The sequence below is a fragment of the Pseudomonas sp. St290 genome (assembly GCF_018325805.1).
Classification (GTDB): domain Bacteria; phylum Pseudomonadota; class Gammaproteobacteria; order Pseudomonadales; family Pseudomonadaceae; genus Aquipseudomonas; species Aquipseudomonas bijieensis.
Map to the genome: position 1 here is coordinate 6,199,702 of NZ_AP014703.1, position 19,553 is coordinate 6,219,254.

General features: G+C 61.2%; 16 protein-coding genes. 5 read left to right on the forward strand and 11 right to left on the reverse strand.

Annotated elements, in window-relative coordinates:
• Positions 1 to 115: 115 nt before the first annotated feature.
• From PBDP_RS27240 to bioB, 10 genes are all read right to left on the reverse strand, one after another.
• On the reverse strand, positions 116 to 1,894 hold the full coding sequence (locus PBDP_RS27240; protein WP_212801547.1) for an acyl-CoA dehydrogenase C-terminal domain-containing protein: 1,779 nt from the start codon (positions 1,892 to 1,894) through the stop codon (positions 116 to 118).
• A gap of 203 nt (positions 1,895 to 2,097) precedes the next feature.
• A complete protein-coding gene (locus PBDP_RS27245; RefSeq protein WP_212801548.1) occupies positions 2,098 to 3,894 on the reverse strand; it encodes an acyl-CoA dehydrogenase C-terminal domain-containing protein in 1,797 nt (598 codons plus the stop codon).
• Positions 3,895 to 3,986: 92 nt separating this feature from the next.
• The gene (locus tag PBDP_RS27250) at positions 3,987 to 5,276 is read right to left on the reverse strand and encodes a GGDEF domain-containing protein (RefSeq protein WP_109754998.1); all 1,290 of its coding nucleotides are present in this window, start codon (positions 5,274 to 5,276) and stop codon (positions 3,987 to 3,989) included.
• Positions 5,277 to 5,518: 242 nt separating this feature from the next.
• The gene (locus PBDP_RS27255) at positions 5,519 to 7,324 is read right to left on the reverse strand and encodes a phenylacyl-CoA dehydrogenase (protein WP_212801549.1); all 1,806 of its coding nucleotides are present in this window, start codon (positions 7,322 to 7,324) and stop codon (positions 5,519 to 5,521) included.
• A 275-nt stretch (positions 7,325 to 7,599) separates the two neighbouring features.
• Entirely contained in the window at positions 7,600 to 7,896 is a 297-nt protein-coding gene (locus PBDP_RS27260; protein WP_109755000.1) for a pyrroloquinoline quinone biosynthesis protein PqqE, read from the reverse strand.
• Between the two features lie 119 nt (positions 7,897 to 8,015).
• Positions 8,016 to 8,696: a dethiobiotin synthase gene (gene bioD, locus PBDP_RS27265; RefSeq protein WP_163856364.1), complete on the reverse strand. Its 681-nt coding sequence runs from the start codon at positions 8,694 to 8,696 to the stop codon at positions 8,016 to 8,018.
• Positions 8,693 to 9,505, reverse strand: coding sequence for a malonyl-ACP O-methyltransferase BioC (gene bioC / locus PBDP_RS27270; protein WP_116833611.1), 813 nt, complete (start codon positions 9,503 to 9,505; stop codon positions 8,693 to 8,695). Before bioC ends, bioD begins: the two co-directional genes overlap by 4 nt.
• Positions 9,498 to 10,229: an alpha/beta fold hydrolase gene (locus PBDP_RS27275; protein ID WP_109755003.1), complete on the reverse strand. Its 732-nt coding sequence runs from the start codon at positions 10,227 to 10,229 to the stop codon at positions 9,498 to 9,500. Before PBDP_RS27275 ends, bioC begins: the two co-directional genes overlap by 8 nt.
• On the reverse strand, positions 10,222 to 11,400 hold the full coding sequence (bioF, locus tag PBDP_RS27280; RefSeq protein WP_109755004.1) for an 8-amino-7-oxononanoate synthase: 1,179 nt from the start codon (positions 11,398 to 11,400) through the stop codon (positions 10,222 to 10,224). Before bioF ends, PBDP_RS27275 begins: the two co-directional genes overlap by 8 nt.
• Before the next feature lie 161 nt (positions 11,401 to 11,561).
• On the reverse strand, positions 11,562 to 12,617 hold the full coding sequence (gene bioB / locus PBDP_RS27285; protein WP_109755005.1) for a biotin synthase BioB: 1,056 nt from the start codon (positions 12,615 to 12,617) through the stop codon (positions 11,562 to 11,564).
• A 90-nt stretch (positions 12,618 to 12,707) separates the two neighbouring features.
• Between bioB and PBDP_RS27290 the strand changes: the two genes are divergently transcribed.
• The 5 genes from PBDP_RS27290 to rarD all read left to right on the forward strand — a co-directional run bounded on the left by PBDP_RS27290 (position 12,708) and on the right by rarD (position 18,474).
• Positions 12,708 to 13,448 (forward strand): ComF family protein, encoded by a 741-nt coding sequence (locus PBDP_RS27290; protein ID WP_109755006.1) that lies wholly within the window; start codon positions 12,708 to 12,710, stop codon positions 13,446 to 13,448.
• 58 nt (positions 13,449 to 13,506) lie between these two features.
• Positions 13,507 to 14,271, forward strand: a complete 765-nt coding sequence (locus PBDP_RS27295) for a TOBE domain-containing protein (RefSeq protein WP_212802544.1) — start codon at positions 13,507 to 13,509, stop codon at positions 14,269 to 14,271.
• A gap of 66 nt (positions 14,272 to 14,337) precedes the next feature.
• Positions 14,338 to 16,239 (forward strand): PhoX family protein, encoded by a 1,902-nt coding sequence (locus PBDP_RS27300; RefSeq protein WP_212801550.1) that lies wholly within the window; start codon positions 14,338 to 14,340, stop codon positions 16,237 to 16,239.
• A gap of 170 nt (positions 16,240 to 16,409) precedes the next feature.
• A complete protein-coding gene (locus PBDP_RS27305) occupies positions 16,410 to 17,384 on the forward strand; it encodes a serine/threonine protein kinase (protein ID WP_109755008.1) in 975 nt (324 codons plus the stop codon).
• Between the two features lie 202 nt (positions 17,385 to 17,586).
• Positions 17,587 to 18,474 carry an EamA family transporter RarD gene (gene rarD, locus PBDP_RS27310; RefSeq protein ID WP_109755009.1) on the forward strand — a complete coding sequence of 296 codons (888 nt, stop codon included), beginning with the start codon at positions 17,587 to 17,589 and terminating at the stop codon, positions 18,472 to 18,474.
• 214 nt (positions 18,475 to 18,688) lie between these two features.
• Here the strand turns inward: rarD and PBDP_RS27315 are convergent, their stop codons facing one another.
• Positions 18,689 to 19,210 (reverse strand): glycine cleavage system transcriptional repressor, encoded by a 522-nt coding sequence (locus PBDP_RS27315; RefSeq protein ID WP_109755010.1) that lies wholly within the window; start codon positions 19,208 to 19,210, stop codon positions 18,689 to 18,691.
• Positions 19,211 to 19,553: the final 343 nt, after the last annotated feature.

Genomic DNA, 19,553 nt, shown 5'->3' on the forward strand with positions numbered 1-19,553 from the left:
GCTCTGCGCATCCTGCGCGACGTCCATGTGAAGTAGATTAGCCCTGGATCCAATCTACTGATAGAGGGAAAATGCCAGCACATTGTGTAAGCGTTTGCTTACACAATGTCAGCTTTTAGAACTGCCCGGGCTCCAACAGGAACAGCGACTCGCTGCCCGCTTTCACCGAAGCACTCAGCGAGTGGATACGTGGCAGCAGACGGGCGAAGTAGAACCGTGCCGTGCCCAGTTTGCTCGCGTAGAAATCATCCTGGCTTTCTTTGCCCAAGGCAGCCTTGGCCATCAGTGCCCACATGTAGGCATAGGCGGTGTAGCCAAATGCCTGGAGATACTCCACCGACGCCGCGCCGATTTCGTTCGGGTTGCTCTTCGCCCGATCCAGCAGCCATTCAGTCAGTTCATCCAACGTACCGACCGCATCGTTCAGCGGCGTGGTGAACTCCGCCAGGTCGCTGCTAGCGGTGGCGGTGAAGTGGCGGATTTCATCGGCAAACAACTTGTAGAACGCACCGCCGCTGCCGACGATCTTGCGCCCTACCAGGTCCAGCGCCTGGATACCGTTGGTGCCTTCGTAGATCTGGGTGATACGCACATCGCGCACCAGTTGTTCCTGCCCCCATTCACGGATATAGCCGTGGCCGCCGAAAACCTGTTGGCCGTGGACCGTGGTTTCCAAGCCCAGGTCGGTCAGGAAAGCCTTCGCCACCGGTGTTAGCAACGCCACCAAGTCCTCGGCGCGCTTACGGGTGGCAGGGTCCTCACTGAACTTGGCGGTATCCAATTGCATCGCCACGTAAGTGGAGAATGCCCGGCCACCTTCGTTCGAGGCTTTCATGGTCAGCAACATCCGGCGCACGTCGGGATGGACGATGATCGGGTCGGCGACCTTGTCCTTGTTTTGCGCACCGGTTGGCGAGCGGCTTTGCAGGCGATCACGGGCGTATTCGACGGCGTTCTGGTAGGAACGCTCACCGGAGGCCAGGCCTTGGATACCCACGCCCAGGCGCTCGTAGTTCATCATGGTGAACATCGCCGCCAGGCCTTTGTTCGGTTCGCCTACCAGGTAACCCACGGCTTCGTCGAAGTTCATCACGCAAGTGGCGGATGCCTGGATACCCATCTTGTGTTCGATCGAGCCGCAGTTGGCCGGGTTGCGTGCGCCCAGGCTGCCATCGGCATTGACCATGAACTTGGGCACCAGGAACAAGGAAATGCCTTTCGGGCCTGCCGGCGCGTCCGGCAGTTTCGCCAACACCAGGTGGATGATGTTCTCGGTGAGATCGTGTTCGCCGCCAGTGATGAAAATCTTCGTGCCGCTGACCTTGTAGGAGCCGTCGGCCTGGGGTTCGGCCTTGGTGCGGATGATTCCCAGGTCTGTACCAGCATGAGGCTCGGTCAGGCACATGGAACCGGCCCAGATACCGGCGTACATGTTCGGCAGGTACGCCGCCTTCAGCTCTTCGCTGGCATGGGCATTGATCGACAGGCAAGCGCCGGCGGTCAGCATCGGGTACAGACCGAAGGACAGGCTGGCGGAGTTGACCATTTCCTCGACCTGGGCCGAAACGGCCTTGGGCATGCCCATGCCGCCGTACGTCGGATCACCGCCGACACCGACCCAACCGCCTTCAGCGTAAGTCTTGTAGGCCTGTGGGAAACCTGCCGGCGTGGTGACGGCACCGTCAGCCCAGTGGCAGCCTTCTTCGTCAGCGGCGCGGCTGAGGGGGGCGATGCTTTTGCTGGTGACTTTGCCGGCTTCTTCAAGGATCGCTTCGACCGTTTCAGCGTCCACGGTGTCGGCCAGCGCCGGCAGTTGGGCCCAGAGTTTCGCGACCTCGAACACTTCATTGAGGACGAAGCGCATATCGCGCAGGGGCGCTTTGTAGTCAGCCATGGCAAACCTCGCAGGATCTAAACAGTTGGTTCGTATGAAAACGGTTTTTGCAGTGGCTGGAGTGTACCTCAACAACTTTTAAGACACATAGGGTCAACCCATGACCGTTTTGTTATTTTTAGTCACAGCATATGCTGAGGGATTTGCCGTGGCGAGGAAGCTTGCTTCCACTGGGATGGAGCAGCTCTCTCGCCACGGTTCAGTCAGAGAGCAAACAACTCCGCTGGCATCTTCATCAAGCAGTCACTTCCAGCCTCGATGGCGGCCCGATGGGCGGTCGTGCGTGGCAGCAGGCGCTTGAAGTAAAACTCGCAGGTAACCAGTTTGCCCCGGCAGAAATCCCCATCGCCGTTGCCACCGTCGAGTTGCGCCTGGGCCACCAAGGCCATGCGCAGCCACAGGTAGGCCAGGATGATGTAACCGCTGTACATCAGATAATCCACGGAGGCGGCACCCACTTCGTCCGGGTTCTTCATGGCCGCCATGCCGACCCGGGTAGTCAGCTCGCCCCATTGCTGGTTGAGGCCGTCGAGTTGCGCGACATAATCCTTGAGCTGCGGATGTCCGGCATTCGCAGCGCAGAATTTGTGGACGATTTTAGTGAAGCCACGCAGCAGCTTGCCCTGGCTGCCCAACACCTTGCGCCCCAATAGATCCAAGGCCTGGATGCCGTTGGTGCCTTCATAGATCGGCGCAATGCGACAGTCACGCACCAACTGCTCCATACCCCACTCGCGAATGAAGCCGTGGCCGCCAAATATCTGCATGCCGTGGTTGGTCACCTCCAGCCCGGTGTCGGTCATGAAGGCCTTGCAGATCGGGGTGAGGAACGCCAGCAGGTCCTCGGCCTCCTGGCGGGCTGCTTCGTCTTGGCTCAGGTGCGCGGTGTCCAACAGTTGCGCGGTGAAATACGTCAACGCCCGGTTGCCTTCGTTGAAGGCCTTCATGGTCAGTAACATCCTGCGCACATCGGGATGGACGATGATCGGGTCGGCGACTTTTTCCGGCGCCTTGGGACCGGTCAGCGCGCGCATCTGCAAACGTTCGTTGGCGTATTTGATCGCGCCCTGGAAGCTCGCTTCTCCCAGGCACAGGCCCTGCATGCCAGTGCCGAGCCGGGCATGATTCATCATGGTGAACATGCAGTTGAGGCCTTTGTTCGGCTCGCCGATCAGGAACCCCTTGGCTCCATCGAAATTCAGCACGCAAGTGGCCGACGCCTTGATGCCCATCTTGTGTTCGATCGAGCCACAGGAAACGCCATTGCGCGCCCCCGCCTCACCCGTGGCGTCGGGCAGGAACTTGGGCACGATGAACAACGAGATGCCTTTGGTCCCAGCGGGGGCGTCCGGCAACTTGGCAAGCACCAGGTGGATGATGTTATCGCTCATGTCGTGCTCGCCGGCGGAAATGAAGATCTTGCTGCCGGAGATCGCGTAGCTGCCGTCGGCCTGGGGCGCGGCCCGGGTCTTGATGATGCCCAGGTCGGTGCCGCAGTGGGCTTCGGTCAGGCACATGGTGCCGGTCCACTGGCCGGCGGTGAGTTTGCTCAAGTAGGTCTGTTTCTGTTCTTCGGTGCCGTGGGCGTGAATCGCCGACATGGCGCCGTGGGTCAGGCCCGGGTACATGCCCCAGGAGGTGTTGCTGGAGCCGATCATCTCGCTGATGACCAGGCCCAGGGAACTGGGCAGGCCCTGGCCGCCATACACCGGGTCCGCCGCCAGCCCATGCCAGCCGCCCTCCACGTACTGTGCGAAAGCCTGCTTGAAGCCTGTAGGCGTGGTGACTACGCCGTTGTCGAAATGGCAACCTTCTTCGTCACCAGAGCGATTGAGCGGCGCCAGCACGTTCTCACAGAATCGGGCGCCTTCCTCGAGGATCGCGCTGACCATGTCCGGGCTGGCATCGTTGGCACCCAGTTCGGCGTAACGGCCATGGAAATCGAAGACGTGATCGATCAGAAAGCGCATGTCGCGCAAGGGGGCTTTGTACTCGGGCATGGTGGTTTTCTCCGGTAGCAGATCGTTTCCAACCTACTGCCGGCCACCCAAGCCCACAATCACAGTCCAGACGCTGAATGCGCCGTCATCACTCAACCCGCGGCGGCGTCCATGCGCACCGCGCCACGGCGGTTCTGCCCGAAGGCGATCACACAGTTACGCCCCGCGCCCTTGGCGTTATAGAGCGCCTGGTCGGCGGACTTGAGCACTTCTTCGGGTGTACGTTGTTCAACGCGTTCGGCCACGCCGATGCTGACGGTCACCGATACGCTGGACGCACCGGCGCCAGAGCGACGCTGACGGCCTTGTTGATCGTCCTGGGGACGGCTGTCGGGATTGCGCAGCTGGATGGCGTACGTCTCGATGGACTGGCGGATGACTTCCAGATGGGGCATGCACTCGTCGATGGTCTTGCCCGCGAACACCAGGGCAAATTCCTCCCCGCCATAGCGATACGCCCTGCCGCCACCGCCGATCTTCGACAGTTTGCTGGCGACCAGGCGCAGCACCTGGTCACCCACATCGTGACCATGGGTGTCGTTGAATTTCTTGAAGTGGTCTACGTCACTCATCGCCAACACATAGTTGCGCCCCAGGCGCTGCATGCGCTCGTTCAGCGCCCGACGCCCCGGCAGGCCGGTGAGCTCGTCACGGAAGGCCATTTGGTAGGCCTCGTGAGCGACCGCAGCGGCGATCATCAACATCACCTGGCTGCACATGATGTTCAGGGTGAACGGCAGGATGAAAGTTTTCGGCAACATCCAGAACAACCCGAGCAACCCCACCAATTGCGCGGCATGCAATGGCCGGGGGTTGCGCCAGTATTGCCAGGCCAACAGCAGGAACACGGCGGCGAACATTGGGTAGGACAATTGGATCAGGCTCATCCAGGCGCCGTGCAACGCGGGCCAGCGGATCTCCGAAAGCCACAACAGCAAGGCCTGGGGAAAACTCTGCTCCAGGGCCAATGCCACGCTGCCAAAGACCAGCAACACCGCGAACCGCGCCACCATGTCCTGGAACAGATGAGTGCGCTCCTGCCACGCCGCGAACAACCCGAACAACAGTGGCAACAACAGGCAGACAAGATGGAATACCACAGCGGCGTCTTCGCGCACCTTGCCGTTATCGCGGTAGAAGTCGGTCTGGGTATCCAGGAGGAAATAAGCGATGTATACCGTGACCATCAGAAACAGTTCACGTTGACGTCGGTAGACGGCGCAGTACGCCCCGCCCAGCAATAACACCAGCGTCGGAAGAACGTTGAACAACGAGGTGAAGAAAACGTTGAGATCCTTGACGTAGGCAGCCGCAAGTCCCGCCAGCAAAAGCAGTAACGATGGTAGGAAATGGCTTAGACGTACAGCGGAAGAACGCGGCAAGGGTAAAGCTCCGACCCGGCTGAGCAAAGATGGCATTGTGCCTGCAACTGGAGCAGTAAGGCACGCTGGATGTGACAGATGTCACACTGCCACCCCTGTAACGGCAGGAGGGAATGTTTTCTTAGGTGCTGTTTGATGAATGTTTTTCGAAATATCTCAAGATCCCACAGGGAGATTTAGGCGAACATGAAAAAGCCGCTGCTCCCGAAGAAGCAGCGGCTTTTGGAAGAACCGCGTGAGGCTTAGTAGCCCAACGCGAAGTCCTCTTCTTTCATGTCCATCAGGTTGTTGGCGCCCGACAGCATGGCTGCCACGTGGGTACGGGTGCGCGGCAGGATGCGCTGGAAGTAGAAGCGCGCGGTCTGCAGCTTGGCGGTGTAGAAGGCTTCTTCGGTAGTACCGGCGGCGAGTTTCTCCGCAGCCAGGCGTGCCATGTCGGCCCAGAAATAGGCCAGGCAGGCGTAACCGGAGTACATCAGGTAGTCCACCGATGCCGCACCGACTTCCTCGCGATCCTTCATGGCCGCCATGCCGACCTTCATGGTCAACTCGCCCCATTCCTTGTTCAGCGCAGCCAGGGGTTCTACGAACTCCTTGACCGCTTCGTTGCCTTCGTTGCCCTGGCAGAACTTGTGGACGATCTTGGTGAAGCCCTTGAGTGCCTCGCCCTGGGTCATCAGCACTTTACGGCCCAGCAGGTCGAGGGCCTGGATGCCGGTGGTGCCTTCGTACAGCATCGAGATACGGCTGTCGCGAACGTTCTGCTCCATGCCCCACTCAGCGATGAAGCCGTGGCCGCCGTAGATCTGCACGCCATGGTTGGCCGATTCGAAGCCGACTTCAGTCATGAAGGCCTTGGCGATCGGCGTCATGAACGCCAGCAGCGCATCGGCTTTTTTCTTCTCTTCTTCATCTACGCCGTACTTGACGATGTCGACCTGCTTGGCGGTGAAGTAGACCATCGCCCGATTACCTTCGGCGAAAGCCTTCATGGTCAGCAGCATGCGACGCACATCAGGGTGCACGATGATCGGGTCGGCAGCCTTTTCCGGTGCTTTCGGGCCAGTCAGGGAGCGCATTTGCAGACGATCGCGGGCATATTTCAGGCCGCCCTGGAAACCGATTTCGGCGTGGGCCAGGCCTTGCAGCGCGGTGCCCAGGCGTGCGGTGTTCATGAAGGTGAACATGCAGTTCAGGCCTTTGTTCGCCGGGCCGATCAGGTAACCGGTGGCCGCGTCGAAGTTCATCACGCAAGTGGCGTTGCCGTGGATGCCCATCTTGTGTTCCAGGGAACCACAGCTCACTGCGTTGCGCTGACCGATGGAGCCATCGGCGTTAGGCAGGAATTTGGGAACGATGAACAGCGAAATGCCCTTGGTGCCGGCGGGAGCGTCCGGCAGGCGAGCCAACACGATGTGGACGATGTTGTCGGCCATGTCGTGTTCACCGGCCGAAATGAAGATCTTGGTGCCACTGACCTTGTAGGAACCATCGGCCTGAGGCTCGGCCTTGGTGCGCAGCATGCCCAGGTCGGTGCCGCAGTGCGGTTCGGTCAGGCACATGGTGCCGGTCCATTCGCCGGAAACCAGCTTGGTCAGGTAAGCCTCTTGCTGCTCAGGCGTGCCGTGTTCGGAAATGGTGTTCATCGCGCCATGGGACAGGCCTGGGTACATGCCCCAGGACCAGTTGGCTTCGCCGACCATTTCGCTGACCGCCAGGCCCAGAGACTCCGGCAGGCCTTGCCCGCCGTGCTCGACGTCGTGGGCCAGGCTTGGCCAGCCGCCTTCGACGAATTGCTTGTAGGCTTCCTTGAAACCGGTCGGGGTCTTCACGCCGGACTCGCTCCAGGTACAGCCTTCGATGTCGCCCACGCGGTTCAGCGGAGCTAATACCTGCTCACAAAACTTGGCGCCTTCTTCGAGAATGGCGTCAACCATGTCCGGAGTTGCATCCTGGCAAGCCGGAAGGCTCTGATAATGCGCTTCGTAGCCAAGCAGTTCGTCACGAACGAAGCGAATATCACGCAAGGGGGCCTTGTAGTCAGGCATAGCGATAAACCTCTGCTGATGTAACCGGGAATGAACGACCGCGTGGATTTGTTGTAGCGGTCAAACAGTTGTTTGAAACATACGTTTACGCCCAAATCTTGTCAAGCGCCGATCTTTTGCCATTCGTCATCAGCTTGGGAAAAATGTCGGACACGGAAAATCCATCGCACTGAAGAACTCGCGGTGTGCGTAGGAAATATTAGTTGAGCAATAAGACGTTAGAGACAAGAACGCCGCGAATAATCGCGGCGTTTTCGTAAATCTGAAGAACAGGATCAGGCGAAGGTATCGATCAACGTACCGAGCATTTCGTCGGATGCCTTGGCCACGCTCACACCCAGTTGCACCTGGAACTTGCCTTGGGACAGTTCGACCACGTTTGCGGCCTGGTCCGACTGTTGGCTGCGATCCACCGAACGCAGGCGATCAACCTGCACTTCGGACGACTGACTGGTGACCGAGCGCTCGATCGTGGTGTTGGCAATCTGGCCGGCCGCCTGATCGACACGGTTCTGCCCTGTCTGAATCGTACTCAGACCGGCATAGAACGCGGTGTTTCCTGAGATTTCCATGGCAGAGCTCGTCTTCTTGAAGGGTCGACAGTGGCCATTGAACCAGAAGCCTGCGGAAAAGGCCCGACAAAAACACTAATGGCACAGTGCCGCGTCATAGGCAAAACCTTGGCGTGGTTTCAGTCCAGCAGGTCCAATTGAAGGTGTTCGGCCACGGCTTCGGCCGTCACGCCTTGGATTCGTGCCACCCGGCCCAGGCAAGGCGCCGGAAGTCGCTCGGCCAAGGTTGCCAGGTTTTCTTCCAGGCGCGAGGTGGCCGGGTCGATGATGTTCGCGACCCAACCAGCAAGCTGCAAGCCATCACGGGCGATCGCCTCGGCGGTCAACAACGCATGGCTGATGCAGCCCAGGCGCACGCCCACCACCAGAATCACCGGCAAGCCCAGCGCTATCGCCAGGTCGGAAAGATTGTCCTGGCCGGCCAGCGGCACTCGCCAACCGCCCGCACCTTCGATCAAGGTGAAATCGGCGCCCAGCGCCAGCACTTCGCGCATCGGGCCTAGCAACGACTGCACCGTCAACGCAACGCCCGCCTCCCGGGCAGCCAAGTGCGGCGCTATTGCCGGTTCGAACGCCACCGGATTGACCTGTGCATAAGTCAACGGTATCGAGCATTCGGCTAGCAAGGCCAAGGCATCGGCATTGCGCAGGCCCTTGGGTGTCACCTCGCAACCGGAGGCCACGGGTTTGCCAGCGGCGGTACTCATGCCAGCCTGCCGTGCAGCATGCAGCAGGCCTGCCGCGACGGTGGTCTTGCCTACATCGGTGTCGGTGCCGGTAATGAAATAGGCCTGGCTCATAGCGGTTTCTCCAAGACGGCGTAGACCACCTGATAGGTCGCGGGCAACCCCTGCGCCTGTCGAAACTGTTCGTAGGCTTCAACCAACGCCAGGATCCTCGCCCTGCCCGTCAACCCACCGGGCCGGCCAGGGTTCAGATTGTGGGCGCCCAAGGCTTTCAGCTCGTGGGTCAGGCTGCGCACATCGGAGTAATGCAACACATGGGGACAATTTTCAAGACTGAGAACATGCAGCCCGCTGGCCGCGCACAACTGTCGATACGTCTCGAATGCGCGGAAACGGTTGACGTGTACCAGGCCATCCACCTGACGCCAACTGTCGCGCAATTCGTACAAAGTGCCCACACAAAGGCTGGTAAAGGCAAAAACCCCACCCGGTTTCAATACACGATGAGCCTCACTCAGCACCGAGGCAAAATCCGCGCACCACTGCACCGCCAGGCTGGAGAACACCAAATCGCAACTCGACGCCTGCAAGGGCAGTCGCTCTGCGTCGCCGGCGACAAAATGCGCAGCTCCGCCCTGGGGACGAGCATGGTTGAGCATGCCTTCGGCGATATCCAGTGCCAGGCCGGTCGTCTCGCCGAAACGCGCGCCGAGGGCCCGGGTGAAATAACCGGTGCCGCAACCCAAGTCCAGCCAACGTTGTGGGATAAACGAAGATGGCAAGCGCCCGAGCAACTGTTGGCCCACGTCGCGCTGCAACTCGGCCACGCTGTCATAACTGGCTGCAGCCCGGGAAAACGAAGCCGCCACCTGGCGCTTGTCGGGCAAGGCACCGGGTAATTTGGGAAGAGACAAATCAGTCATCACCGGACTCATGCAAAAAAGCCTGGATCGCCCCCGCCACACCGTGCGGGTCCTCCAGAAGGAATCCGTGACCGGCCTGTTCGATCAAGCCGATTTCGACATCCGGCAGCAAGACCAACAACTCACTCGCGGCTTCAGCCGGTACCAGGGCATCGAGCCCGGCAAACAGATGCAGTTGCGGACCGCGAAAGCTTTGCAATGCCTGACGGGTGTCCAGTTGCACCAGCAGTTCGAGCCCGGCCATCAATACCTCGGGCGAAGTACTCGGTGCACCGGCCAATAGCAATCGCGACAATCCACGCGGATCACTGCAGCCCTGGGCGCATAGCAAACTGAAACGCTTGAGGGTCTGGCGTGGATCGGCGGCACACCCGGCGAGAAAGCCATCGAAGGTTTCAGCGGCCATTGCACTCGGCCATTGCGCATGGGCGACGAACGAGGGATTGCTCGCCAAGGTCAGCAAGCCGCAGCAGCGCTCACCGCGCCGCGCCGCCAGCGCCGAAGCCAGCATGCCCCCCAGGGACCAACCGCCCAGCCAGACATCCTGGGGCACGGCGGCGTCCAACTCCTCGAGCCATTCATCGAGGTCGCTCGATGTCAGTGCCGGCAACGGCTCGATTTCCACCCGCAGATGTTCGTCGAGACCTTGCAGCGCCGCCGCCAATGGCTCAAGCGGCGAAATACCCAAGCCCCAACCGGGCAGCAGTATCAGTCGATCACGCATGGCTTGGCTCCGGTCCCAGTTGGGCAAAACACTCGGCCAGTGCATTCAGCAATAGCTGCACCTGGGCTTCGCTGTGGGCGGCGGTCAGGGTCACGCGCAAACGAGCGCTGCCGGACGGTACGGTGGGCGGACGGATCGCCGTGACCATCAGCCCGCGCTCACGCAGCATCTGCGACAAACGCATCGCCCGCCCCGCATCACCGATCAGGATCGGCTGGATCGGCGTGAAGCTGTCCATCAATTGCAGGCCAATCTGTTCGGCGCCGTGACGGAACTGGCGGATCAGCACCTGCAAATGTTCACGCCGCCAATGCTCGCTGCGCAGCAGTTCGAGGCTCTTGAGCGTGGCACAGGCCAGGGCCGGCGGTTGGCTGGTGGTGTAGATATAGGGACGCGCGAACTGGATCAGGCTCTCGATCAGTTCCTCACTGCCGGCCACAAAAGCGCCGGCGGTGCCGAAGGCCTTGCCCAAGGTGCCAACCAGCACCGGCACGTCATCCTGGCTCAAGCCAAAATGCTCGACGATACCGCCACCATTGGCACCCAGCGGGCCAAAACCGTGGGCATCGTCGACCATCAGCCAGGCGCCCTTGGCCTTGGCCGCACGGGCCAGTGCCGGCAGGTCGGCGATGTCGCCGTCCATGCTGAATACGCCATCGGTGACCACCAGGGTATTGCCAGTGGCTTTCTCCAGGCGATTGGCCAGGCTTTGGGCATCGTTGTGCAGGTAACGATTGAAGCGCGCACCAGACAACAGCCCGGCGTCGAGCAACGAAGCATGGTTGAGGCGGTCTTCCAGCACGGTATCGCCCTGCCCCACCAGCGCGGTGACCGCGCCGAGGTTGGCCATGTAGCCGGTGGTGAACAGCAGCGCCCGTGGGCGGCCGGTCAAGTCGGCCAAGGCTTCTTCCAAGGCGTGATGTGGGCCGCTGTGGCCAATCACCAGATGGGAAGCACCGCCACCGACGCCCCACCGAGCCGCCCCGGCGCGCCAGGCCTCGATCACCTGCGGGTGATTGGCCAGGCCCAGGTAATCGTTATTGCAGAAAGCCAGCAACGGCTGGCCGTCCACCACCACTTCCGGGCCCTGCGGGCTTTCGAGCAACGGGCGCTGGCGATAGAGGTTTTCGGCGCGACGGGCAGCCAGGCGTGCGGCGAGATCGAAGGGCATGCAGGCCTCAACTATTTAAAGACTGGCCAAAAACCTTGTGGGAGCGAGCCTGCTCGCGATAGCGGTGTACCAGTCGACACAAATGCTGAAGGTTCCATCGCCATCGCGAGCAGGCTCGCTCCCACAGTTTCTTGCATTCCAATCAGGGAATCGGTGAGCAATCAAACAGCGGCGTTGTAGAACTGCTCGCTACTCTTCTGCTCCACCAGCGCCTGCTCAATCGCCGCCTGGTGCACTTCATCGGCATGTTCTTCCCGGGCTTCGGGCTGGATACCCAGGCGGGCGAACAACTGCATGTCCTTGTCGGCTTGCGGGTTGGCGGTGGTCAGCAGCTTGTCACCGTAGAAAATCGAGTTCGCACCGGCCAGGAACGCCAAGGCCTGCATCTGCTCGTTCATCGCTTCACGGCCAGCGGACAGGCGTACATGGGATTGGGGCATCATGATCCGCGCCACGGCGAGCATGCGGATGAAATCGAACGGATCGACATCCTCGGCATTCTCCAGTGGCGTACCGGCGACTTTGACCAGCATGTTGATCGGCACCGATTCCGGGTGCTCCGGCAGGTTCGCCAGTTGGATCAGCAGGTTGGCGCGGTCGTCCAGGGACTCGCCCATGCCGAGGATGCCGCCGGAGCAGATCTTCATCCCCGAATCACGCACATAGGCCAGGGTTTGCAGGCGCTCGCTGTAGGTGCGGGTGGTGATGATGCTGCCGTAGAACTCCGGCGATGTGTCGAGGTTGTGGTTGTAGTAGTCCAGGCCGGCCTGGGCCAGCGCTTGGGTCTGGTCCTGGTCGAGGCGGCCGAGGGTCATGCAGGTTTCCAGGCCCATGGCCTTCACGCCTTTGACCATCTCCAGCACATACGGCATGTCCTTGGCCGACGGATGCTTCCAGGCCGCGCCCATGCAGAAACGGGTCGAACCGATGGCCTTGGCACGCGCGGCCTCTTCGAGGACCTTCTGCACTTCCAGCAATTTCTCTTTATCCAGCCCGGTGTTGTAGTGACCGGACTGCGGACAATATTTGCAATCTTCCGGGCAAGCGCCGGTCTTGATCGACAGCAGCGTGGAAACCTGGACGCGGTTGGCGTCGAAGTGCGCGCGGTGCACGGTCTGCGCCTGGAACAGCAGGTCATTGAATGGCTGGACGAAGAGTGCTTTGACTTCGGCCAAAGACCAGTCATGACGCAGGTTGGCAGTGGTGCTGGCGCTCATGGGCATTTCCTTGATTATGCTTGGCTGGCGCCTGGGGGATGGAATACCCACAGGCGCGACACGGATGTTCGGCATATTTAAGGAAGAGTCATGCGCTGTCAACCACGTTACAACGGACCGGTTTACATCTGGTTAAAAAACAAACAATTCTGCTTATTGTGCGGCGAAAGCACCGACACACCACAGCCTATCTGCACACCGTGTGAAAGCGAACTGCCCTGGCTTGGCGATCAATGCCGCGTCTGCGCATTGCCGCTGCCCATGGCCGGACTGCGTTGCGGACAATGTGCCTCGCAACCGCCGGCCTTCGAGCGGGTCCTGGCCCCCTGGGCCTACGACTTCCCGGTGGACAGCCTGATCACCCGTTTCAAGCATCAGGCGAAGTGGCCCCTGGGCCGGCTACTGGGCGAACTGCTGGCCCAATCGCTGCAGCATCATTTCGACGAAGGCCTGGAACGGCCCGACGCACTGGTACCGGTGCCACTGGCGACCCGGCGCTTGCGCCAGCGCGGTTTCAATCAGGCGGCGCTACTGGCCCGCTGGCTCAGTGGACCGTTGGCGATCCCTTGCCAAGAAAACCTGCTGCGACGCACCCAGGACACCCCCGCCCAACAGGCCCTCGACGCCAAGGCACGACGGCGAAACCTGCGCCAGGCCTTTGCCCTGGCGCCCGAGGCCGCGTTGCGCAACCGTCACCTGGCGTTGGTCGACGATGTGCTCACCACCGGTGCCACTGCCCAAGCACTGGCGGCCCTGTTGCGCGATGCCGGCGCTGCGCGGGTCGATGTGTACTGCCTGGCCCGCACGCCGAAACCCGGTGAGCCGGCTTGACGTGCCGCGCCCAAGGCGCCAACGTCCGCTCATAGCCCCTTGCATGCAGTTTTCCGTCATGTCCTTGTCCACGCTTCTGACCCAGCACATCGTTCGGCGACCTCAACGCATCGCCCTGTTGCAGCACATCGCCGAACAGGGCTCGATCACCCGCGCCGCCAAGAGCGCGGGCCTGAGCTACAAGGCGGCCTGGGATGCCATCGATGAATTGAACAACCTGGCGGACCAACCGTTGGTAGAGCGCAGCGTCGGCGGCAAGGGCGGTGGCGGCGCCAAGTTGTCGGAGGAAGGCCTGCGCGTGCTGCGCCTGTATCAGCGCTTGCAAGCGCTGCAGGCCGAACTGCTGGAAGCGAGCGAGGACGCCGGCGACCTGGGCCTGCTCAGTCGCCTGATGCTGCGCACCAGTGCCCGCAATCAATTGCATGGCAAGGTCCTGGGCATCGAGGCGCAAGGGCACAACGACCGGGTACGCCTGGAGCTGGCCCGGGGCCTGGTCATCGAAGCCCAGATTACCCACGACAGCACCCTGCGCCTGGAGCTGGATACCGGCACCGAAGTGGTGGCGCTGATCAAGGCCGGCTGGCTGGAATTGCACCCTGTCGAGCAAGCGGAAAAACCGGGGCCCAATACACTGCGCGGCATGATCGAGCAGATCGACGCCGCCCAGGATGGCCCCAGCGAAGTGCGCATAGGCCTGCCCAATGGCCAGACGCTGTGCGCCCTGGCCGAGCCGCTTCAGTTGCAAGCGCAGAAACTGGCAGCCGGCTCACCGGTGCAAGTAACGTTTTCGCCAACAAATGTGCTGCTCGGCACACCGCTGTAGCACGCTGCAACAATAGTTTCATCGACCCGCTTTAAGGTGACTGCCAAAACCAGCAGGGAGCCTGAGATGAGCCTATTAGAAGAAAACCAATCCACCGACCTGGAAAAGATCGTCGGCCTGAGTCGTCGCAGCTTCATCAGCGCCGGCGCCCTGTGCGGCGCGGCGATGTTTTTGGGCGGCAACCTGCTGAGCCGCAGCGTCCTGGCCGCCGCCGTGAGCGAAGGCAACAGCAAGCTGCTGGGCTTTAACAGCATCGCCGCCGCCACGGCCGACACCATCACCTTGCCGCCGGGCTACAAATCCTCGGTGCTGATCAGTTGGGGCCAGCCGCTGCAGAAAAATGCCCCGGCCTTCGACCCCAGTGGCAACGGTACAGCCCGCGCACAGGAAGTGCAGTTCGGCGACAACAACGACGGCATGAGCCTGTTCGAATTCCCCGGTGACAAGAACCGGGCGCTGATGGCGATCAACAATGAATACACCAATTACCGCTACCTCTTCCCCCACGGCGGTCAGCCGCAGTCGGCCGAAGACGTGCACAAGGCCCAGGCCAGCGAAGGGGTCTCGGTGATCGAGGTCCAGCGTCGTCGCGGCCAGTGGCAGTTTGTCCAGGAATCGCGCTACAACCGCCGGATCCACGGCAACACGCCGATTCGCCTGCGCGGCCCGGCCGCCGGCCACGACCTGCTGAAAACCAGCGCCGACAAGAGCGGCAAGAAAGTGCTGGGGACTTTCCAGAACTGCGCCAACGGCATGACACCCTGGGGCACCTACCTGACCTGCGAAGAAAACTTCACCGACTGCTTCGGCAGCAGCAAGTCCGATTTGCAGTTCGATGAAGCGCAAAAACGCTACGGCGCCACCGTCACCAGCCGTGAGATCAACTGGCACCTGTTTGATCCGCGCTTCGACCTGGCAAAGAACCCCAACGAACTCAATCGCCACGGCTGGGTGGTCGAGATCGACCCGTTCGATCCGCAATCCACCCCGGTAAAACGTACCGCCCTGGGCCGCTTCAAACACGAAAACGCCGCCCTGGCGCAGACTAATGACGGTCGCGCCGTGGTGTACATGGGCGACGATGAGCGCGGCGAGTTCATCTACAAGTTTGTCAGCCGCGAACGCATCAACCCGCGCAATGCCAAGGCCAACCGTAACCTGCTGGACCATGGCACCTTGTACGTGGCGCGTTTCGATGCCGGCGACGGCAACCCGGACCATCCCAAAGGCAAGGGCCAGTGGATCGAGCTGACCCATGGCAAGAACGGTCTCGACGCCAGCAGCGGCTTCGCCGACCAGGCCGAAGTGCTGATCCATGCGCGCCTGGCCGCCAGCGCCGTGGGTGCCACCCGCATGGACCGCCCGGAGTGGATCGTGGTCAGCCCGAAAGACGGCCAGGTCTATTGCACCCTGACCAACAACTCCAAGCGCGGCGAAGACGGTCAGCCGGTGGACGGGCCGAACCCTCGGGCCAAGAACGTCTACGGGCAGATCCTGCGCTGGCGCACCGACCGCGACGACCACGCCTCCAAGACCTTCTCCTGGGACCTGTTCGTGGTCGCCGGCAACCCAACGGTACACGCTGGCACGCCGAAAGCCGGGTCGTCCAACATCAACGCGCAGAATATGTTCAACAGCCCCGATGGCCTGGGCTTCGACAAAGCCGGGCGGCTGTGGATCCTTACCGACGGTGACTCCAGCAACGCCGGGGACTTCGCTGGCATGGGCAACAACCAGATGCTCTGCGCCGACCCCAACAGTGGCGAAATTCGCCGCTTCATGGTCGGGCCGGTGGGCTGCGAAGTCACTGGGATCAGTTTTGCGCCGGACCAGAAGGCCTTGTTCGTCGGGATCCAGCATCCGGGGGAAAACGGCGGCTCGACCTTCCCTGAGCACCTGCCCAACGGCAAGCCACGGTCATCGGTGATGGTGATTACCCGGGAAGATGGCGGGGTCATCGGCGCCTGATAGGACCTCATCGCGAGCAAGCTCCCACAGGGATCGGCGGTACAACCGAAGATCCACTGTGGGAGCGAGCCTGCTCAAGATAGCGTCAGCACAGCCACCACCTATCTGCCTCCGTCTGCGCTACCATGCTGGGTCGGACGCGGCAGCCCTGCCGCTGCGCAGGAGTCAGCATGTCCCATCCGTTTGAAACCCTCACGCCCGACCTGGTACTCGATGCCGTTGAAAGCATCGGCTTTCTCAGCGACGCCCGCGTGTTGGCCCTCAACAGCTACGAGAACCGTGTCTATCAGGTCGGCATCGAAGATGCCGAGCCGCTGATCGCCAAGTTCTATCGCCCCCAGCGCTGGACCAACGAAGCGATCCTGGAAGAGCACAGTTTTACCTTCGAGTTGGCCGAGTACGAAGTGCCCGTGGTAGCGCCGCTGATCCACAACGGCACCAGCCTGCACGAACACGCCGGGTTTCGTTTCACCCTGTTTCCCCGTCGCGGTGGCCGGGCGCCGGAGCCGGGCAATCTGGATCAACTCTATCGCCTGGGGCAATTGCTCGGGCGCCTGCACGCGCTCGGGGCGACCCGCCCGTTCGAGCATCGTGAAGCCTTGGGCGTGAAGAATTTCGGCCATGACTCGCTGGCTACCGTGCTGCAAAGTGGTTTCGTCCCCCGCGCCCTGCTGCCGGCCTACGAGTCGGTCGCCAGGGACCTGCTCAAGCGTGTCGAAGAGGTCTACGCCGCCACGCCCCATAAGAACATCCGCATGCACGGTGACTGCCACCCCGGCAACATGATGTGCCGTGACGAGGTCTTCCACATCGTCGACCTCGACGACTGCCGCATGGGTCCGGCGGTGCAGGACTTGTGGATGATGCTCGCCGGCGATCGCCAGGAATGCCTGGGGCAGTTGTCGGAATTGATGGATGGCTACCGTGAGTTCCACGACTTCGACCCGCGTGAACTGGCGCTGATCGAACCGCTGCGCGCCCTGCGCCTGATGCATTACAGCGCCTGGCTGGCGCGACGCTGGGACGACCCGGCCTTCCCGCGCAGCTTCCCGTGGTTCGGCAGCGAACGTTACTGGGGCGACCAGGTACTGGCACTGCGCGAGCAACTGGCGGCGCTCAATGAAGAGCCGTTGAAGTTGTTCTGATGGACTGCAGAATCACCCTGTGGGAGCGGGCTTGCTCGCGAAAGCGCTGGGTCAGGCAAAGTTGTACTGCCAGGCACGCCGCCTTCGCGAGCAAGCCCGCTCCCACAGGGGACTTTCGGTGATTGTGCACAAGGTTCACAGCACAACCAGACAAATCTCCTTACAATCACCCCTTTGTTAGCTGCCTAAGCAAGGACTCTGCATGCAAGCCGCCAACCCGCGTCGCGGGTACATCCTGGGCCTGAGTGCCTACATCATCTGGGGACTGTTCCCGATCTACTTCAAGGCCATCGCCAGCGTGCCGTCCGTGGAAATCATCATCCACCGCGTGCTGTGGTCGGCCTTGTTCGGCGCGGCGTTGCTGCTGGTCTGGAAACACCCCGGCTGGTGGCGCGAACTGCGGGACAATCCACGACGACTGGCGATCCTCGCCTTGAGCGGGACGTTGATCGCGGCCAACTGGCTGACTTACGTCTGGGCGGTGAACAACGAGCGCATGCTCGAAGCCAGCCTGGGTTACTACATCAACCCACTGGTGAACGTACTGCTGGGCATGCTGATCCTCGGCGAGCGCCTGCGCCGCATGCAATGGCTGGCGGTAGGGTTGGCGGCGGTCGGCGTGGCGCAGCAGGTCTGGCAAGTGGGCAGCCTGCCGTGGGTGTCGCTGGTGCTGGCACTGACCTTCGGTTTTTATGGATTGATCCGTAAGCAGGCGCCGGTCAAGGCATTGCCGGGGCTGGTGGTGGAAACCTGGATGCTGGTGCCGATCGCCATCGCCTGGTTGCTGTTCAACCCCACGGCCACCAGTGCCCAGGCCGCTTTCTGGACCACCTCCGAAGCCTGGTGGCTGGTGGCGGCTGGCCCCGTGACGCTGGTTCCGCTGGTGTGCTTCAACGCCGCGGCGCGGCATTTGCCCTACACCACCCTAGGGTTCCTCCAGTACATCGCACCGACGCTGGTGTTGTTGCTCGCCGTGCTGCTGTTCGGTGAGCACCTGTCGTCCAGCACACTGGTGGCGTTCCTGTTTATCTGGGCTGGGCTTGCGGTGTATAGCGTCGATGCCGTGATCAGCATGCGCCGGCGCAGCTGATCAAAAAACGTACAAACCTCCACAGGCCACGCCCCGCATGGCCTGCGCTCATCCGTCCCAAGGTTATCCACAGCGTGATCCCCGCCGTTTGTGCACAAGCCCTTGAAAACTGATGATTTTTTGACCACTCTCCGCAGAACCCCGGCGACCCTGGGCTGGAGCCGGGTCTCTACAGGTTATCCACAGGCAGGCGCAGTTTTTTCTTGGATAACCTTTATTGCGCTTCGTCGCTGAGCTTGAGTTCCACCATCAACTCATCGGCCAGGGTCTCCAGGCGTTCCTGCAAGGTGTCCAGCGACAGGGTCAAGGGCACCCCAAGGGTCGCTTCGGCGTGGAACAGCAACTCGTTGCTCATCGGCGCCGGACGAACCTGCGTCACCAGGCGTTCGACGTTTACCCCCTGTTCACTCAGCAATCGGGTGATATCACGCACGATGCCGGGACGATCATTGCCCACCAGTTCCATGGTGATGGGTTTCCAGCTACAGGTTTCTTCCAGGCTGCTTTCGGCAATCAATACGCGGATGCCATGGGCCGACAGCCCCTGCAAGGCTTCGATCAACTCTTCGTGGACTTCGGCCGGGGCGCTGAGCCGCAGGATCCCGGCAAATTGCCCCGCCAGTCGCGACATACGGCTTTCCAGCCAGTTACCGCCGTGCTCGGCGATGCAATCGGCAATGCGCTCGACCTGCCCGGGCTTGTCCGGGGCGAAAACAGTGATGACCAGATGGTCCATGGCGCGGCCCTCTTGTTGTGGAAGAAACAGTATAGGCAGCAGACCGTGAGCCTGAGGATTTATACCTGACCACTGTGGGAGCAAAACATCGTGTACAAACATTCAGATTTATCTGGAACAATCTGTCTGTTTTTTGAGAACATCCTGTGCCTCGTCGTGACCGTACTGCTTTAGTCGGTCGCGGAACGACGCAATTAGTCTAATTTTCACAAGCGCAATTGATCATGTAGTATGCCGCAGCAAGCACTACATAATGTTGTACCGATGTCTGCTTAAGGCCAGTCGCATCCCTGAAAAGCCCCGTCAGCAAGGCTTAACACCCAGCCGCCAGCGATGGCATGTA